At 57.0% G+C, this 16112-nt stretch carries 17 protein-coding genes and 1 other annotated feature; of the genes, 14 read left to right on the plus strand and 3 right to left on the minus strand.

Annotation, left to right across the window (positions count from 1 at the left end; translation table 11 throughout):
* Nucleotides 1–39: 39 nt before the first annotated feature.
* On the minus strand, nt 40–339 hold the full coding sequence (ghoS, locus tag CPH57_RS07190; RefSeq protein WP_033642868.1) for a type V toxin-antitoxin system endoribonuclease antitoxin GhoS: 300 nt from the start codon (nt 337–339) through the stop codon (nt 40–42).
* A 109-nt stretch (nt 340–448) separates the two neighbouring features.
* Between ghoS and CPH57_RS07195 the strand changes: the two genes are divergently transcribed.
* The 6 genes from CPH57_RS07195 (at nt 449) to CPH57_RS07220 (ending at nt 8103) form a co-directional block, all read left to right on the plus strand.
* A complete protein-coding gene (locus CPH57_RS07195) occupies nt 449–1114 on the plus strand; it encodes a transglycosylase SLT domain-containing protein (RefSeq protein ID WP_004931439.1) in 666 nt (221 codons plus the stop codon).
* Nucleotides 1115–1418: 304 nt separating this feature from the next.
* A complete protein-coding gene (locus CPH57_RS07200) occupies nt 1419–2144 on the plus strand; it encodes a gluconate 2-dehydrogenase subunit 3 family protein (protein WP_033652465.1) in 726 nt (241 codons plus the stop codon).
* Nucleotides 2145–2146: 2 nt separating this feature from the next.
* On the plus strand, nt 2147–3928 hold the full coding sequence (locus CPH57_RS07205; protein ID WP_004931432.1) for a GMC family oxidoreductase: 1782 nt from the start codon (nt 2147–2149) through the stop codon (nt 3926–3928).
* 12 nt (nt 3929–3940) lie between these two features.
* Nucleotides 3941–5278 carry a cytochrome c gene (locus tag CPH57_RS07210; protein WP_047576030.1) on the plus strand — a complete coding sequence of 446 codons (1338 nt, stop codon included), beginning with the start codon at nt 3941–3943 and terminating at the stop codon, nt 5276–5278.
* A gap of 257 nt (nt 5279–5535) precedes the next feature.
* The gene (locus CPH57_RS07215) at nt 5536–6819 is read left to right on the plus strand and encodes an HAAAP family serine/threonine permease (RefSeq protein WP_089196981.1); all 1284 of its coding nucleotides are present in this window, start codon (nt 5536–5538) and stop codon (nt 6817–6819) included.
* A gap of 150 nt (nt 6820–6969) precedes the next feature.
* Nucleotides 6970–8103 carry an ABC transporter substrate-binding protein gene (locus tag CPH57_RS07220; protein ID WP_047026214.1) on the plus strand — a complete coding sequence of 378 codons (1134 nt, stop codon included), beginning with the start codon at nt 6970–6972 and terminating at the stop codon, nt 8101–8103.
* A 36-nt stretch (nt 8104–8139) separates the two neighbouring features.
* Here CPH57_RS07220 and CPH57_RS07225 read toward each other — a convergent pair whose 3' ends face one another.
* Nucleotides 8140–8826 carry a MarC family NAAT transporter gene (locus CPH57_RS07225; protein ID WP_016927970.1) on the minus strand — a complete coding sequence of 229 codons (687 nt, stop codon included), beginning with the start codon at nt 8824–8826 and terminating at the stop codon, nt 8140–8142.
* Nucleotides 8827–8933: 107 nt separating this feature from the next.
* Nucleotides 8934–9161 (minus strand): hypothetical protein, encoded by a 228-nt coding sequence (locus CPH57_RS07230; RefSeq protein ID WP_150130711.1) that lies wholly within the window; start codon nt 9159–9161, stop codon nt 8934–8936.
* A gap of 223 nt (nt 9162–9384) precedes the next feature.
* Here CPH57_RS07230 and CPH57_RS07235 point away from each other — a divergent pair, with 223 nt between their 5' ends.
* From CPH57_RS07235 to pheS, 8 genes are all read left to right on the plus strand, one after another.
* The gene (locus CPH57_RS07235; RefSeq protein ID WP_096242188.1) at nt 9385–10434 is read left to right on the plus strand and encodes a YrzE family protein; all 1050 of its coding nucleotides are present in this window, start codon (nt 9385–9387) and stop codon (nt 10432–10434) included.
* Between the two features lie 239 nt (nt 10435–10673).
* On the plus strand, nt 10674–11297 hold the full coding sequence (locus CPH57_RS07240; RefSeq protein ID WP_069100113.1) for a hypothetical protein: 624 nt from the start codon (nt 10674–10676) through the stop codon (nt 11295–11297).
* A gap of 218 nt (nt 11298–11515) precedes the next feature.
* Entirely contained in the window at nt 11516–13444 is a 1929-nt protein-coding gene (thrS, locus tag CPH57_RS07245; protein WP_025159696.1) for a threonine--tRNA ligase, read from the plus strand.
* A gap of 3 nt (nt 13445–13447) precedes the next feature.
* Nucleotides 13448–13999, plus strand: coding sequence for a translation initiation factor IF-3 (gene infC / locus CPH57_RS07250; RefSeq protein WP_048233542.1), 552 nt, complete (start codon nt 13448–13450; stop codon nt 13997–13999).
* A 98-nt stretch (nt 14000–14097) separates the two neighbouring features.
* Nucleotides 14098–14295 carry a 50S ribosomal protein L35 gene (rpmI, locus tag CPH57_RS07255; RefSeq protein ID WP_004931418.1) on the plus strand — a complete coding sequence of 66 codons (198 nt, stop codon included), beginning with the start codon at nt 14098–14100 and terminating at the stop codon, nt 14293–14295.
* A 44-nt stretch (nt 14296–14339) separates the two neighbouring features.
* Nucleotides 14340–14696 (plus strand): 50S ribosomal protein L20, encoded by a 357-nt coding sequence (gene rplT / locus CPH57_RS07260; protein WP_004931417.1) that lies wholly within the window; start codon nt 14340–14342, stop codon nt 14694–14696.
* Between the two features lie 113 nt (nt 14697–14809).
* Nucleotides 14810–14932, plus strand: a sequence feature (Phe leader region).
* Nucleotides 14814–14858 (plus strand): pheST operon leader peptide PheM, encoded by a 45-nt coding sequence (pheM, locus tag CPH57_RS24620; RefSeq protein WP_121626058.1) that lies wholly within the window; start codon nt 14814–14816, stop codon nt 14856–14858. It overlaps the preceding feature by 45 nt.
* Nucleotides 14933–15119: 187 nt before the next feature.
* Nucleotides 15120–16103: a phenylalanine--tRNA ligase subunit alpha gene (pheS, locus tag CPH57_RS07265; protein ID WP_004931416.1), complete on the plus strand. Its 984-nt coding sequence runs from the start codon at nt 15120–15122 to the stop codon at nt 16101–16103.
* Nucleotides 16104–16112: the final 9 nt, after the last annotated feature.

Raw genomic sequence — 16112 nt, forward strand, 5'->3', positions numbered from 1 at the left:
CCAACTGAAAAATAATACCGTCCGGGGAGTTATAGCATTTTATGTATCAGTATGTAACCGCTGAAGGTAGTCCTTACAGGTGCAGATCGCCACCTCCGGCTGTTTTCCCAATGCCAACTGCCCGAACCCTTGCGCCAGACGCTGCACATCCTCTTGATCCAGAACGGTTATGAACGCAAAACTGTTGCTGCCGAGCTCATGATGAACGCCATTTTCATCTGTCACCGACGTGACAAAACCTTCACGGGTCAATTGCCCGGTCAGCTTGGCCAGGTCGGTCAGTCCCGCTTCCTGATAGCGAAAAGTCACCACAAAGCAGCTTGTTGCAGATTGACTCATAAATCACCTCTTGGTATATGGATAGCTTGAGATTAGTCCAAAAAATTACTGCAGGTGTCCTTACAAGTTGTATATGCTACGCAACTCATTGAAAGGAGTGAGGGATTCTGTGAAAACAAAAATAGGTTGCCTTACGGCAATTTTGCTTTTGTCGGGGTGCGCCAAAGACCCGCAAACGGCGAGCAATATTTCAGGCAGTGGCACAACGCGCGGCGGTTGGTTAAAACCCCCTCCGCAGGCACCGGTAAACCGCACAGGCACCCCGGTTGCTTATAACGATTACATTCGTCAGGCCGCCAGCAACTACGGCGTCGACGAAACGCTGATTAAAGCGATTATTCAGGTGGAGTCCGGGTTTAACCCGAACGTGGTCAGCACCTCGAACGCAGTGGGATTGATGCAGCTGAAGGCTTCTACCGCCGGCCGCGACGCCTATCGCATGAAAGGACGAAGCGGGCAACCCAGCTCGCGTGAGCTGAAGGATCCGGCGGTCAATATTGATCTGGGAACGGCCTATATCAATATTCTTCAAAGCCAGCAGCTAGCCGGGATCAACAACCCACAGACTTTGCGTTACGCCACCATCGTTTCGTATGTGAACGGGGCGGGCGCCATGTTGCGCACTTTCTCCTCGGACAAGCGCGTGGCGGTTAATCGCATCAATCAGATGAGTCCGGATGAGTTTTATCAGCACATCCAGAAAAAGCACCCGGCACCGCAGGCGCCGCGCTATTTATGGAAAGTGACCACCGCTTATCAGGCGATGTCGCAGTAATCCCATCCTTTGAATCGGCCGCCGAACGCGGCCGATTTTGTTTTCGGCGTCAGTTTTTAGCGCGACCCGCCTCTCATTTTTCGTTATTTCCTCATCGCTTATCAGAAAAACCGCACAAAAAGTTAAATTTACGTTAGCAGATAAATCTTTACGTTCATTCAATAAGTTACCGGTAACATTTTTGCTTTTGCTCGCATTCTGACCTTCAATAAATAGACAAATAAGTAACAAATTATTTTAAAAACCCGTATCGATCGCAAGGTTGCGGTTAAATAGTTGTGACTATCTTTGGATGGAATGTGACATGTCGAATCATAAAACCAACAATTCGCGGCGCGATTTCTTGTTGAAATCGATGACCTTAATTCCTGCGGCGGTAATTGGTGGCAGCGGCGTTGGCGCGCTGACGGCCCCGGCACCAGCGGTCGCTGCCTCGAACACTTCAACGCAGAACGATTACCAACCGACCTTTTTCACCCCGGAAGAGTGGGCCTTCATCAAGGCCGCCGTCGCGCGCCTGATCCCGGCCGACGAGCGCGGCCCTGGCGCGCTGGAAGCCGGCGTGCCGGAGTTTATCGATCGCCAGATGAACACGCCGTACGCCACCGGTTCCATCTGGTACATGCAGGGGCCGTTCAACCCCGATGTGCCGAAGGAAATGGGCTACCAGCTGCCGCTGGTGCCCAAGCAAATCTACAACCTCGGCATCGCAGACGCCGACGCCTACAGCAAGAAAACCGCCGGCAAGCCTTTCGCCGAACTGGATGGCGCGCAGCAAGACGCCCTGCTGCAAAAGTTTGAGTCCGGCGAGGCGGAGTTCCAGCAACTGCCGTCGAAACTGTTCTTCTCCTATCTGCTGCAAAACACCCGTGAAGGTTTCTTCAGCGATCCGATCCATGGCGGCAACAAAGACATGGTTGGCTGGAAGCTGATTAATTTTCCGGGCGCGCGCGCCGATTTTATGGACTGGGTTGAGCGAGGGGAGCGTTATCCCTTCCCGCCGGTCTCGATTCGTGGGGAGAGGGGCTAACCATGGCAACGGTAATGAAAAAAGTAGACGCGGTGATCGTCGGCTTCGGCTGGGTGGGCGCAATCATGGCCAAAGAGCTGACCGAGGCCGGCCTCAACGTGGTGGCGCTGGAGCGCGGCCCGATGCGCGACACCTACCCGGACGGGTCTTATCCGCAGGTGATCGACGAGCTGACCTATAACATTCGACGCAAGCTGTTCCAGGATCTGTCGAAAAGCACCGTCACCATTCGCCACAACAGCAGCCAGACCGCGGTGCCTTACCGCCAGCTGGCGGCGTTCCTGCCGGGCACCGGCGTCGGCGGCGCCGGTCTGCACTGGTCGGGCGTACATTTCCGCGTCGATCCGATCGAACTGCGCATGCGCAGCCATTATGAAGAGCGCTACGGCAAAAACTTCATTCCGAAGGACATGACCATCCAGGACTTCGGCGTGACCTACGACGAGCTGGAACCGTTCTTCGACAAAGCGGAGAAAGTGTTCGGCACTTCCGGCACCGCCTGGACCATCAAAGGGCAGAAAGTGGCGCAGAAGGGCGGTAACCGCTTTGCGCCGGATCGCTCCGACGACTTCCCGCTGCCGGCGCAGAAAAACACCTACTCCGCCCAGCTGTTCGAGAAAGCGGCGCTGGAGGTGGGTTACCACCCTTACAACCTGCCGTCCGCCAACACCTCGGACTCTTACACCAACCCGTACGGCGCGCAGATGGGCCCATGCAACTTCTGCGGTTTCTGCAGCGGCTACGCCTGCTACATGTATTCCAAAGCCTCGCCGAACGTCAACATCTTGCCGGCGCTGCGCATGGAGAAACGCTTCGAGCTGCGCACCAACGCCAACGTGCTGAAGGTCAACCTGACCGATGATAAGTCCCGCGCCACCGGCGTGAACTACGTCGATGCGCAGGGCCGTGAGATTGAACAGCCGGCCGACCTGGTGATCCTGGGCGCGTTCCAGTTCCACAATGTGCACCTGATGCTGCTGTCCGGCATCGGCAAGCCTTACGATCCGGTGACCGGCGAAGGCGTGGTCGGGCGCAACTTCGCCTACCAGAACATGACCACCATCAAGGCGTTCTTTGATAAAGACGTCTTCACCAACCCGTTCATCGGCGCCGGCGGCAACGGCGTGGGCGTGGATGACTTCAACGCCGACAACTTCGATCACGCCAAAGAAGGCTTCGTCGGCGGTTCGCCGTTCTGGGTCAACCAGGCGGGCACCAAGCCGATCTCCGGCCTGCCGACCCCGCCGGGTACCCCGGCCTGGGGCAGCAAGTGGAAAGCGGCGGTGGCGGATGCCTACACCCACCACGTCTCGATGGATGCCCACGGCGCGCACCAGTCGTACCGCAACAACTATCTGGATCTCGATCCCAACTACAAGAACGTGTTCGGCCAGCCGCTGCTGCGCATGACGTTCGACTGGCAGGAAAACGACATCAAGATGGCGCAGTTCATGTACGACAAGATGGCGCCGATCGCCAAGGCGATGAACCCGAAACTGATCGCCGGCAGCCCGAAAAACGCCAACAGCCACTTCGATACCACCAGCTACCAGACCACCCACATGAACGGCGGTGCGGTGATGGGGGAAGATCCGAAGACCAGCGCGGTCAACCGCTATCTGCAGAGCTGGGATGTGCACAACGTGTTCTCGATCGGCGCATCGGCCTTCCCGCAAGGGCTGGGCTACAACCCGACCGGCACCGTGGCGGCGCTGGCTTACTGGTCTGCCCGCGCCATTCGCGAGCAGTATCTGAAAAACCCAGGCCCATTGGTGCAGGCATAAGGACGGCGAACGATGAAAGCATTTGTACCGGCACTGGTTCTCAGTGCAGTGAGTTTCTCCGTTTGGGCGCAGGACGCCACCGTCAGCAGCGAGCTGATCAAGCGCGGCGAGTACCTGGCGCGCGCCGGTGACTGCGTGGCCTGCCATACCGATGGCAAGAACGGCAAGACCTTCGCCGGCGGCCTGGCGATGGAGACGCCAATCGGCACCATCTACTCGACCAACATTACGCCGGACAAGAAAACCGGCATCGGCGATTACAGCTTCGAGGATTTCGACAACGCGGTGCGTAAGGGCGTAGCCAAAAACGGCAGCACCCTGTACCCGGCGATGCCGTACCCGTCGTTCGCGCTGGTGAAAGAGGACGACATGCGCGCCATGTATGCCTATTTCATGCACGGCGTGCAGCCGGTGGAGCAGGCCAACAAGGACTCCGACATCCCGTGGCCGCTGTCGATGCGCTGGCCGCTGAGCATCTGGCGCGGCATGTTTGCGCCGTCGCCGGCGGATTTTGTCGCCGACGCCAAGGCCGATCCGGTGATTGAGCGCGGCCGCTACCTGGTGGAAGGCCTGGGCCACTGCGGCGCCTGCCATACCCCGCGCAGCATCACCATGCAGGAGAAAGCGTTGAGCAACAGCGAAAGCGACGACTACCTGTCCGGGAGCAACGCACCGATCGACGGGTGGGTGGCTTCCAGCCTGCGCGGTGACCGCAAGGACGGCCTGGGCAGCTGGAGCGAAGCCGAGCTGACCGAGTTCCTGAAAACCGGCCGTAACGACAAAGCCATCGTGTTCGGCGGCATGAGCGACGTCGTGGAGCACAGCCTGCAATACCTGAGCGACGACGATCTGACCGCCATCGCGCGCTACCTGAAATCGCTGCCGCCGAAAGACGGCAAGCAGCAGGCGGCGCCGGTCGAAGACAGCGTGGCCAAGGATCTGTGGCGCGGGAATGACAGCAAGCCCGGCGCGGCCCTGTATGTCGATAACTGCGCGGCCTGCCACCGCACCGACGGCGTGGGCTACAAGCGCGCCTTCCCGTCGCTGAAGGGCAATCCGGTAGTGCAGACCGAGGACGCGACCTCGCTGATCCACATCGTGCTGACCGGCAACACCACGCCGGCGGTGCAGGGCGCGGTGTCCAACATCACCATGCCGCCGTTTGGCTGGCGTTTGAACGATCAGCAGGTGGCGGACGTGGTGAACTTCATCCGCACTAGTTGGGGCAACAGCGCCAAACCGGTGAGTGCCTCCGACGTGGCCGACGTGCGTAAAGACCGCTCGATGATCCGCGACGAGAAGGAGATGGGCAGCGCCGAGGTGCCGGACCATCCGGACGCGAAGAAGTAAACCGCTTAAGGGCTCCGCAAGGGGCCCTTAGTTTTTCCTGCCTGCGCCGTTTTTTTCAGCATTTCCTGTTCGCAAATCGTTCGTTCGGCCGATAAAACATAGACCCGCAGCGGATTTTTCATTATCCTTTGCCGTCCTTTCATCAGGCGTAAGTATGAAATATCGCTTTAATTCACTGATTACTATTAAAAAATTCGCGGAGAAGGATATCCCGTTAGGCGCAATCGTTGGCGCCGCAGATTAAGGTAGACTGTCTCATGAGTACGATTTCTCCCGATTCAGGCACGCTGACGGCCGCTCAGCCTGCCAAATGGAACAAAACCGACACCGTCTGGATGTTCGGTCTTTATGCCACCGCGGTGGGCGCCGGCACGTTGTTCTTGCCGATCAACGCCGGCCTGAACGGCCCGTTGGTGTTGCTGCTGATGGCGCTGTTCGCTTTCCCGCTGACCTATTTGCCGCACCGCGCGCTCAGCCGCTTCGTGCTTTCCGGCTCCAGCCGCGACGGCAATATTCACGATGTGGTGGTGGAACATTTCGGCGTATTGGCCGGAAAAATCATCATGGTGCTGTATCTGATGGCGTTCTTCCCGATCGTGCTGGTGTACAGCATTTCGATCACTAACGCGCTGGACAGCTTCCTGATCCATCAGTTCCACGTGGCGCCGCTGCCGCGCATCTGGCTGAGCCTGGCGGTGGTGGTGGTGCTCAATCTGGTGCTGCTGCGCGGCAAAGACAGCATCGTGGCGGCAATGGGCATGCTGGTGTTCCCGCTGCTGGTGTTCCTGATGGGCATTTCGCTGTACCTGATGCCGAGCTGGAATACCGCCAACTTCGTTAATGGCCTGGCCGCCACCCGCTTCGACACGCCGGGGCTGTGGCATTCGCTGTGGCTGGCGGTGCCGGTGATGGTGTTCTCCTTCAGCCATGCGCCAATCATCTCCTCCTTCGCCTCGACGCAGAAGAGCCTGTATGGCGACAAGGCGGAACGCCGCTGCGCGCGCATCATGCGCTACAGCTATGTGCTGATCTGCGTTACCGTGCTGTTCTTCGTGTTCAGCTGCGTGCTGAGCCTGTCCCATGAAGACATGCAGCAGGCCAAAGATCAGAACATCACGGTGCTGACCACCCTGGCCAACAAGTTTTCCAACCCGCTGATCGCCTATCTCGGCCCGGTGATGGCGATGCTGGCAATGGCCAAATCCTATCTCGGCACCTCGCTGGGGGTGACGGAAGGGGCGACCAGCCTGATCGACGGCGTCACGCGCGCGGTCGGCAAGCCGCTCAGCTCGCGCATGACGCACCGCATTTCGGCGGTGTCGCTGTTCCTGCTCACCTGGGCGGCGACGGTGTGGAACCCCAGCGCGCTGCATATCATCGAAACCATCAGCGGCCCGCTGATTGCGGCGATCCTGTTCATCCTGCCGATGTACGCCGTGCGTGCGGTGCCGGCCATGCGCCAATATCGCGCGGCGAGCAACGTCTTCGTGCTGGTGATGGGCCTGATCGCGCTCTCGGCGCTGATCTACGGCCTGATGTGATCCCCTGGGCGCGCCGGCTCCGGCGCGCCTCTTATCCTTCCTTTACACATCCCTTTGCAATTAATCGCCGGCATGCCGGGCGTTATCTTTGATAATGCAAGCCATTCTCATTAGTATTTCCTGAATGTATTCATGACTAAGGAGTCTTTCGTGCACCGTCGAATCACTTTGCCGGCGCTGGTTTGCGCCGCCTTACTCGCCTCTCCGGCGATGGCCACTACCTATCCGTTGACCCTGACCGACACCTCCGGCCAGACGGTCACCCTCCAGCAGGAGCCGAAACGCATCGTGGTGCAGGACGGGCGCGACATTCTCACGCTGGCGCTGCTCGATCGCGCCAACCCGTTCGGCCGGCTGGTGGCCTGGAATAACCTGCTGAAGAAAAGCGACGCGGCGACCTGGGAAATCTTGCAGAGCAAATGGCCGGCGGCGAAAAACATCATCGACATGGGATTCAGCGATAAAGGCGAAGTGAATCTGGAGAGCGTGATCGCCAAGCGGCCCGATCTGATGATCGCCCAGCTGCGCTCCAAACCTTCCCTGAGCCAAACCGGCGTGCTGGATAAGCTGAAGGCGCTGAACGTGCCGGTGTTGTTTATCGATACCATGCTCAAGCCGGTGGAAAACACGCCGAAAAGCGTGACGCTGCTGGGGGAAACCCTCAACCGCGAAAGCGAAGCCAAGCAATATACCGATTATTATCAGCAGCATTATCAGGCCATTCTGGCCAAAACGCAGGCGGTGGCACCCAAACCGTTGGTGTTCTTCGAAGCCAAGGCCGGCCTGAACGGACTGGAATCCTGCTGCTTCACCCATGCGCACGTCGGCTGGGGCGCGTTGGTCGAAGCGGTCGGCGCGCGCAACATCGGTTCTGCGCTGCTGCCGGGTGCGACCGGCGACGTGGCGCTGGAAAAAGTGATCAGCATGAAACCGGATGCGTATATCGTTTCCGGCTCGCAGTGGGCCAGCAAGACCAATGCCGCGGTGCCGTTCGGCTATGGCGTGACGCAGCAGCAGGTGGATGAGGCCTTCAACCGCATGAAGCAGCGCCCAGGGTTCTCGCAGGTGTCGGCGGTGAAGGAAGGGCGGTTCTACGGCATCTACCATAACTTCTACAACCACCCGTACAACATCGTCGGGCTGGAGTATCTGGCGAAGTTTATCTATCCGGCGCAGTTCCCGGATTTGGATCCGGCCAAGACCTACAGCGAGATCCTCAGTCGCTTTACCGAAGTGCCGGAAGGCAAGGGCATTTTGGGCGCGCAGGCGCCGGCGGGGAAATAACGGCAACGGGCGCGGTGTCGCGCCCGTTTTTTATCGTCAGGCGGCCGGTGTATAGGTGGAGATGATCTCCAGCACGCCGTTGATGATGAACTGCACGCCCATGCACACCAGCAGGAAGCCCATCAGGCGCGAGATCGCCTCGATGCCGCTTTTTCCCACCAACCGCATGATGGCGCCGGAACTGAGCAGGCAGGCCCACAGGATCACCGCGACCGTCAGGAAGATGGCGACCGGCGCCACGGCCAACACCCAGGGTTCAAAACCCAGCGAGTTCGCTTTGACGCTCGATGCCGAGCTGATGATCATCGCGATGGTGCCCGGCCCGGCGGTGCTCGGCATGGCCAGCGGCACGAAGGCGATGTTGGCCGACGTCTTGTGGCGCAGCTCGTGCGACTTGCTCTCCACCTCCGGCGCGTCTTCGGGGCTCTGCTGCGGGAACAGCATGCGAAAACCGATGAAGGCGACGATCAGGCCGCCGGCGATGCGCAGGCCGGGGATCGAAATGCCGAAGGTGTTCATCACCACCTGCCCGGCGTAAAACGCCACCGTCATGATGCAGAACACATAAACCGAGGCCATCAGCGACTGCTGATTACGCTCTTCGCGCGTCATATTGCCGGACAACCCGAGCAGCAACGCCACCGTGGTCAGCGGGTTGGCCAGCGGCAACAGCAGCACCAAACCCAGTCCGATGGCCTGGAATAACTGCAAAATACCCGTCATAAAATAGACTCCCTGTGCAACGTTCAAGCCGCCAAACGGCGGCCCATGAGCTGAACAGCCTAGCCTGCCGTACGCCTGGCGGCAATGGGGATAGCTCGTAACGTTAATTAACCGTCGGCCCGGGCGTTCAGCGTCGCCGGCCGGCGAAATTCGTCGGCGGGAGACTCATCGTCATCGCTGCACTCGCCGGCGAGCTCAGGTTCATCCTCACACCCCAGCGGCGCCTCGTTGACCGCAATCGCGCGCGGCACCGAACGTGCGCCAAAATGCACCAGCCCATATAACGTCGCCAATGCTGCGCACGCCACGATGAGGGCTGCGAGTAACCGGTTCATGTTGTGCGCTAAGACCTTGTTCATTGGTGGATAGCGTAAGAATAGTGACGCTAAGGCGGCCTGTCAGCGTAGCTCCGCTGAAAGTAAACGCACGTCTGAAGTCATTATCATTAATTATTTTTAACTGTTTTCACCCTTTAACCGCCTGATCGATGAAGCGAGTCTATAATGGTAAGGCTTTCTGGCATTTCTTTATAATCGAAAACTTAAAAGGAGTTTTACTATGGAAGTGGCAAAAGAATGGGTAGCGGCGAAAAAAATCTCCTGGGGCAGCGTCATCGGCGGCGTGATCACCGTATTGGCTGTTTCACTGTTGCTGTCGACGTTAGGCACCAGTCTTGGATTCTCCATCGTGGATCCGACATCAGACGATCCGATAAACGGCGCCGGTACCACTGTAGTGATTTGGTCCGCTGTTTCAATCATTATTAGTTTGGCCGCCGGCGCTTTTATTGCCGGGCGTTTGGCTGCTAATGACGGACTTATTCATGGCTTCCTGGTATGGGCGACCTCACTGATTGTGGCGGCGGTGCTGGGTGGGATGCTGGTCGGGTCTGCCGTGAAGGCGACCGGCAATGCGCTGGGCGCTATCGCTTCGACCTCCGGCAGCTTGCTCTCCGGCGCCGGTTCAGCGATTGGCAAAGGGGCATCCGGATTGGCGGACGCCGGCGGTAAAGTGTTTGACAAGTTGGGCATTGACACAACCTTGGAACCTGAACAGCTGCAAGGCGATGTGGTTACGGCGCTTAAAAAAAGCGGTATCCCGTCATTGCAGCCTGAATTCATGCAACAGCAGTTGAATGCGGCCAAAACTGATTTGGCGGACGCAGTAAAAGCTCTGGCACTTCAGCCTGACAATAGCGACGACATTATTAATCAACTGCTCGCCAAGCTTAAAAAACAGGGTGAGGCCATCTCGCAAGATGTGGATCAAGACGCCCTGAAAAAGGCCTTGGCGGAAAATACCGATATGACGCCGCAGGAAGTGGACCAGACGGTGACGAATTTGGTCGAAGCCAAAAATAAAACTGCGCAGCTGGTTAATCAGCGTTTGGATGACGCCGAAGCAAAAATCAATCAGGCAAAACAGGAGTATGTGGAGCTGAAACAGAAGGCGCGCGAACAGGCTGCCGCTGCTGCGGACGAATTGTCGCGGGCCGCATTGTGGTCGTTCTTTGCGCTGTTGATTGGCGCAGTGGTCAGTGCGTTGGCCGGCTTGTGGGGCGTTAACACCAATGTCCGCCGTATCGCGGTATCACCTGCGCAGGCGTAATCTTCAGGCTCCTTTGCGCGTCTCGATGATATAGGGATGAGAGCCTGGAATACTGACGACGATGAAGTGACTGCCAGGAAAGACTGGCCTCACCCCGGCCCAGGTGCCGGGGTTTTTTATTGTTTCGGCGTAATTAACGACCACCTTTCGCGCGGCGCAGGGCATTAGGCATCAATTGCCACGATCCCTGAGAACAGGTGGATACCATAGATGCGCTGTAAATAATAATGAGTGTGATTATGAAACAAGAACTGCATATTTTACTGGGGAAAATCGGCGCATTCGCGCTTTCCGCCGCCTTCATGGCGGCATTGGTCGGCCTGGTGTTTATCGATGTGCACTGGCTGCATAACTTCGTGCATGAAACTTCGTTGACCGAAGCGGCGCAGGAGCTGTTGCTGCTCGCCATCTCCGGCGGTTTCTTTGCCGCGGCTCGGCGACAGGCCGAGCGTCGTTCCGCCTGGCTGCTGGTTGGCGGCTTCTTTCTCTGCATGCTGATCCGCGAGATGGACTTCGCTTTCGATGCGTTGTGGCACGGCGCCTGGGTGTGGTTCGCGCTGGCGGTCGCCTTGGCCTGTCTGTGGCATGCCGCAAGGCATATTGCGGCTACGGCGCGCGGCCTGGTCTATGTCGTGTCGCACCCCGGCTACGGCATGATGTGCGCCGGCCTGCTGTGCATCCTGGTGTTTTCACGCCTGTTCGGCATGAGCGCGCTGTGGCAAACGCTGATGCTGGACGGTTACAACCGGGTGGTGAAAAACATGGTGGAAGAGGGATGCGAACTGCTGGGCTACGGCCTGTGCCTGCTGGCCACCCTTAGCTATCTGAAAGGCGTGTTTGCGCCGGATAGAGCGAAAGTGTGAGGGCGGCGGCGCTTTATTTATCCGGAACAATTTTAGTGATACTATTCGCTTAGCCGAATGCGGCTGAGAAGGTATGCGTTCCATTCTGTATACCCAGTGAGGTTTCAATCTGGCAATTGTGGGCGAGATCTGAAACCTGGCTGACCAAACCCAAAATCCAATTTTCGTACTGCATGTGATCTGTCGTGTGGGTCACCACTGTAGATAAGGAATTATTAATGCCTGTTATTACCCTTCCTGACGGAAGTCAGCGTCATTTCGACCACCCCGTTTCCCCGATGGATGTCGCGCGCGATATTGGCCCTGGCCTGGCGAAAGCCTGTATCGCCGGCCGTGTCAACGGCGAGCTGGTCGACGCCGGCGATCTGATCGAATCAGATGCGCAGCTGGCCATCATCACCATCAAAGACGAAGACGGTCTGGAAATCATGCGCCACTCCTGCGCGCACCTGCTGGGTCATGCGATCAAGCAGCTGTGGCCGGATACCAAAATGGCGATCGGTCCGGTGATCGACAACGGTTTCTATTATGACGTGGACATCGATCGCACCCTGACGCAGGAAGACCTGGATCTGCTGGAAAAGCGGATGCACGAGTTGGCCGATAAGGATTACGACGTCATCAAGAAGAAGGTCAGCTGGCAAGAAGCCCGCGACACCTTCGCTGAGCGCGGCGAAATCTATAAAGTGGCGATCCTGGATGAGAACATCAGCCATGACGATCGTCCGGGCCTGTATCACCACGAAGAATACGTCGACATGTGCCGCGGTCCGCACGTGCCGAACATGCGTTTCTGCCACCATTTCAAACTGCAGAAAACCTCCGGCGCTTACTGGCGCGGCGACAGCAAAAACAAAATGCTGCAGCGTATCTACGGTACCGCCTGGGCAGACAAGAAGCAGCTGAACGCCTACCTGCAACGCCTGGAAGAAGCGGCCAAGCGCGATCACCGCAAGATCGGCAAACAGCTCGACCTGTATCATATGCAGGAAGAAGCGCCGGGCATGGTGTTCTGGCACAACGACGGTTGGACTATCTTCCGCGAGCTGGAAGCCTTCGTGCGCATGAAGCTCAAAGAGTACCAGTACCAGGAAGTGAAAGGTCCGTTCATGATGGACCGCGTGCTGTGGGAAAAAACCGGCCACTGGGAAAACTACAAAGACGCCATGTTCACCACCGCGTCGGAAAACCGCGAATACTGCATCAAGCCGATGAACTGCCCGGGTCACGTGCAGATCTTCAACCAGGGCCTGAAGTCGTACCGCGATTTGCCGCTGCGCATGGGCGAATTCGGCAGCTGCCACCGCAACGAGCCTTCGGGTTCCCTGCACGGCCTGATGCGCGTGCGTGGCTTCACGCAGGATGACGCCCACATCTTCTGTACCGAAGAGCAGGTGCGCGCCGAAGTGAACGAATGCATTCGCATGGTCTATGACGTGTACGGCACTTTCGGCTTCGACAAGATCGCCGTCAAGCTGTCCACGCGCCCGGAAAAACGCATCGGCACCGACGACATGTGGACCCGTGCGGAAGAAGACCTGGCCGCCGCGCTGACCGAGAACGGCATTCCGTTTGAATATCAGCCGGGTGAGGGCGCCTTCTACGGACCGAAAATTGAATTTACCCTGCATGATTGTTTGGATCGCGCATGGCAATGTGGTACCGTGCAGCTCGATTTCTTCTTGCCGGGCCGTTTGGGCGCATCGTACGTTGGCGAAAACAACGATCGCGTCGTGCCGGTAATGATTCACCGCGCCATTTTGGGCTCCATGGAACGCTTCATCGGTATCCTTACCGAAGAATATGCCGGGTTCTACCCGACCTGGATCGCTCCGGTGCAGGTGGTGGTGATGAATATCACCGACAGCCAGTCTGATTACGTCCAGCAATTGACCAAAAAACTGCAGGATGCAGGTATTCGCGTGAAAGCGGACTTGAGAAATGAGAAGATTGGCTTTAAAATTCGCGAACATACTTTACGTCGAGTCCCTTACATGTTGGTGTGCGGTGACAAAGAGGTCGAAGCAGGCAAAGTTGCCGTTCGTACCCGCCGTGGCAAAGACTTGGGAAGCCTGGACGTAAACGAAGTCGTAGACAAGCTGCTGAAAGAGATTCGCAGCCGTAGTCTTCATCAACTGGAGGAATAAAGTATTAAAGGCGGAAAACGAGTTCAACCGGCGCGTCCTAATCGCATTAACAGAGAAATTCGCGCGCAAGAAGTTCGCCTAACCGGCGTCGATGGCGAGCAGATTGGTATTGTCAGTCTGAATGAAGCTCTTGAAAAAGCTGAGGAAGCGGGCGTTGATTTAGTAGAAATCAGCCCAAATGCCGAACCGCCAGTTTGCCGAATCATGGATTACGGCAAATTCCTCTACGAGAAGAGCAAGTCGACGAAAGAACAGAAGAAGAAGCAAAAAGTTATCCAGGTTAAGGAAATCAAATTCCGTCCTGGCACCGATGATGGCGACTATCAGGTCAAACTACGCAACCTGATTCGCTTTCTGGAAGATGGCGATAAAGCCAAAATCACCCTGCGTTTCCGCGGGCGTGAGATGGCGCACCAGCAGATCGGCATGGAAGTGCTTAACCGCGTCCGTAAAGACCTGTGTGAAGATATGGATCTGGCAGTGGTCGAGTCCTTCCCTACGAAGATCGAAGGCCGCCAGATGATTATGGTGCTCGCTCCTAAGAAGAAACAGTAAGGCTTACAAGTAATGGAACCCGCGCGGCGCTTGCGCTGTGTGGGTTTTATTCGCCCAACTGATTCGTTGTTTAACAATGCGAAGTGGATTTAATTAAAATGCCAAAGATTAAAACTGTACGTGGTGCAGCCAAGCGCTTCAAAAAAACCGGCAGCGGTGGTTTTAAGCGTAAACATGCCAACCTGCGTCATATTCTGACCAAAAAAGCAACCAAGCGTAAACGTCACCTGCGTCCGAAAGGCATGGTGTCTAAAAACGATCTGGTCCTGGTTACCGCGTGCCTGCCGTACGCATAAGCCATTTTTTTTTGAATTTAGAATAAGACTTTAGGAGAGAGCATATGGCTCGCGTAAAACGTGGTGTAATTGCACGCGCACGTCACAAGAAAATCATGAAGCAGGCGAAAGGTTACTACGGTGCCCGTTCGCGCGTATATCGTGTTGCCTTCCAGGCAGTAATCAAAGCAGGTCAGTATGCTTACCGTGACCGTCGTCAACGTAAGCGTCAGTTCCGTCAGCTGTGGATTGCACGTATCAACGCAGCTGCTCGTCAGAACGGTCTGTCTTACAGCAAGTTCATCAACGGCCTGAAAAAAGCCTCGATCGAAATTGACCGTAAGATCCTGGCTGACATCGCAGTCTTCGACAAAGTGGCCTTCGGCGCACTGGTTGAGAAAGCGAAAGCAGCTCTGGCGTAAGTCAGTAGAAGAGGGAGCTTGCTCCCTCTTTTAATCTTTGTTTTCAGCGACAAATATTGACTTTCATTGCCCGCCGCTATATCACTGGTGGACAATCATCGACAAGGTACCGCAATCATGCACGCAGCTATTTTTCGTTTCTTTTTTTACTTTAGCGCCTGACTTCAGGAGGCTTTGCGCGTAAGAAAAGAAACGAAAAGTAGCGCCTAAGCCTCCCTCGTGGAGGCTTTTTTGTTTTTGGCCATCGTCCCGCCTTGCAAAGCGTTGCGGTGAGAACGGCGGGTACTCAGCCGGCCCTGCGCCGCGCAGGCGAGCCGCCTGGCCAGCAACGCATTGAAAAGTCTTTGAAGATTGCTCAAAGGCGTGTTCGAATAATAGATAACAATTACTTAGGGCCATCCCGGCCAGAGGAAGAGGAAAGCAATGCCACATCTCGCAGAGCTGGTTGCCAATGCCAAGGCAGCCGTAGAAGATGCCCAGGATGTTGCCGCGTTAGATTTGGTGCGCGTCGAATATTTTGGCAAGAAAGGTCATTTCACCTTGCAGATGCAGTCTCTGCGCGACGTACCGGCGGAAGACCGTCCGGCGGCCGGCGCGGTGATCAACCAGGCCAAGCAAGAGGTGCAAGACGCCCTGAACGCGCGCAAGAACGCGCTGGAAAGCGCCGCGCTGAACGCGCGCCTGGCGGCTGAAACCATCGACGTCTCCCTGCCGGGCCGTCGCATGGAAAACGGCGGCCTGCACCCGGTGACCCGCACCATCGACCGCATCGAAACCTTCTTCGGCGAGCTGGGCTTCTCCGTCGCTACCGGCCCGGAGATTGAAGACGATTACCATAACTTCGACGCGCTGAACATTCCAGGGCATCACCCGGCGCGCGCCGACCACGATACTTTCTGGTTCGACGCTACGCGCCTGCTGCGCACTCAGACCTCCGGCGTGCAGATCCGCACCATGAAGAACCAGCAACCGCCGATCCGCATCATTGCGCCGGGCCGCGTTTATCGTAACGACTACGATCAGACTCACACCCCGATGTTCCACCAGATGGAAGGGCTGATCGTCGATAAAGACATCAGTTTCACCAACCTGAAGGGCACGCTGCACGATTTCCTGAATAACTTCTTTGAAGAAGACCTGCAGGTTCGTTTCCGTCCGTCCTACTTCCCGTTCACCGAGCCGTCCGCCGAAGTGGACGTGATGGGTAAAAACGGTAAATGGCTGGAAGTGCTGGGCTGCGGCATGGTGCATCCGAACGTGCTGCGCAACGTGGGCATCGATCCGGAAGTTTACTCCGGCTTCGCCTTCGGTATGGGCATGGAGCGCCTGACGATGCTGCGTTACGGCGTCACCGACCTGCGCGCATTCTTCGAAAACGATCTGCGTTTCCTCAAACAGTTTAAGTAAGGCGGGAAT

Source organism: Serratia sp. JKS000199 (assembly GCF_900215455.1).
GTDB classification, from domain to species: domain Bacteria; phylum Pseudomonadota; class Gammaproteobacteria; order Enterobacterales; family Enterobacteriaceae; genus Serratia; species Serratia ureilytica.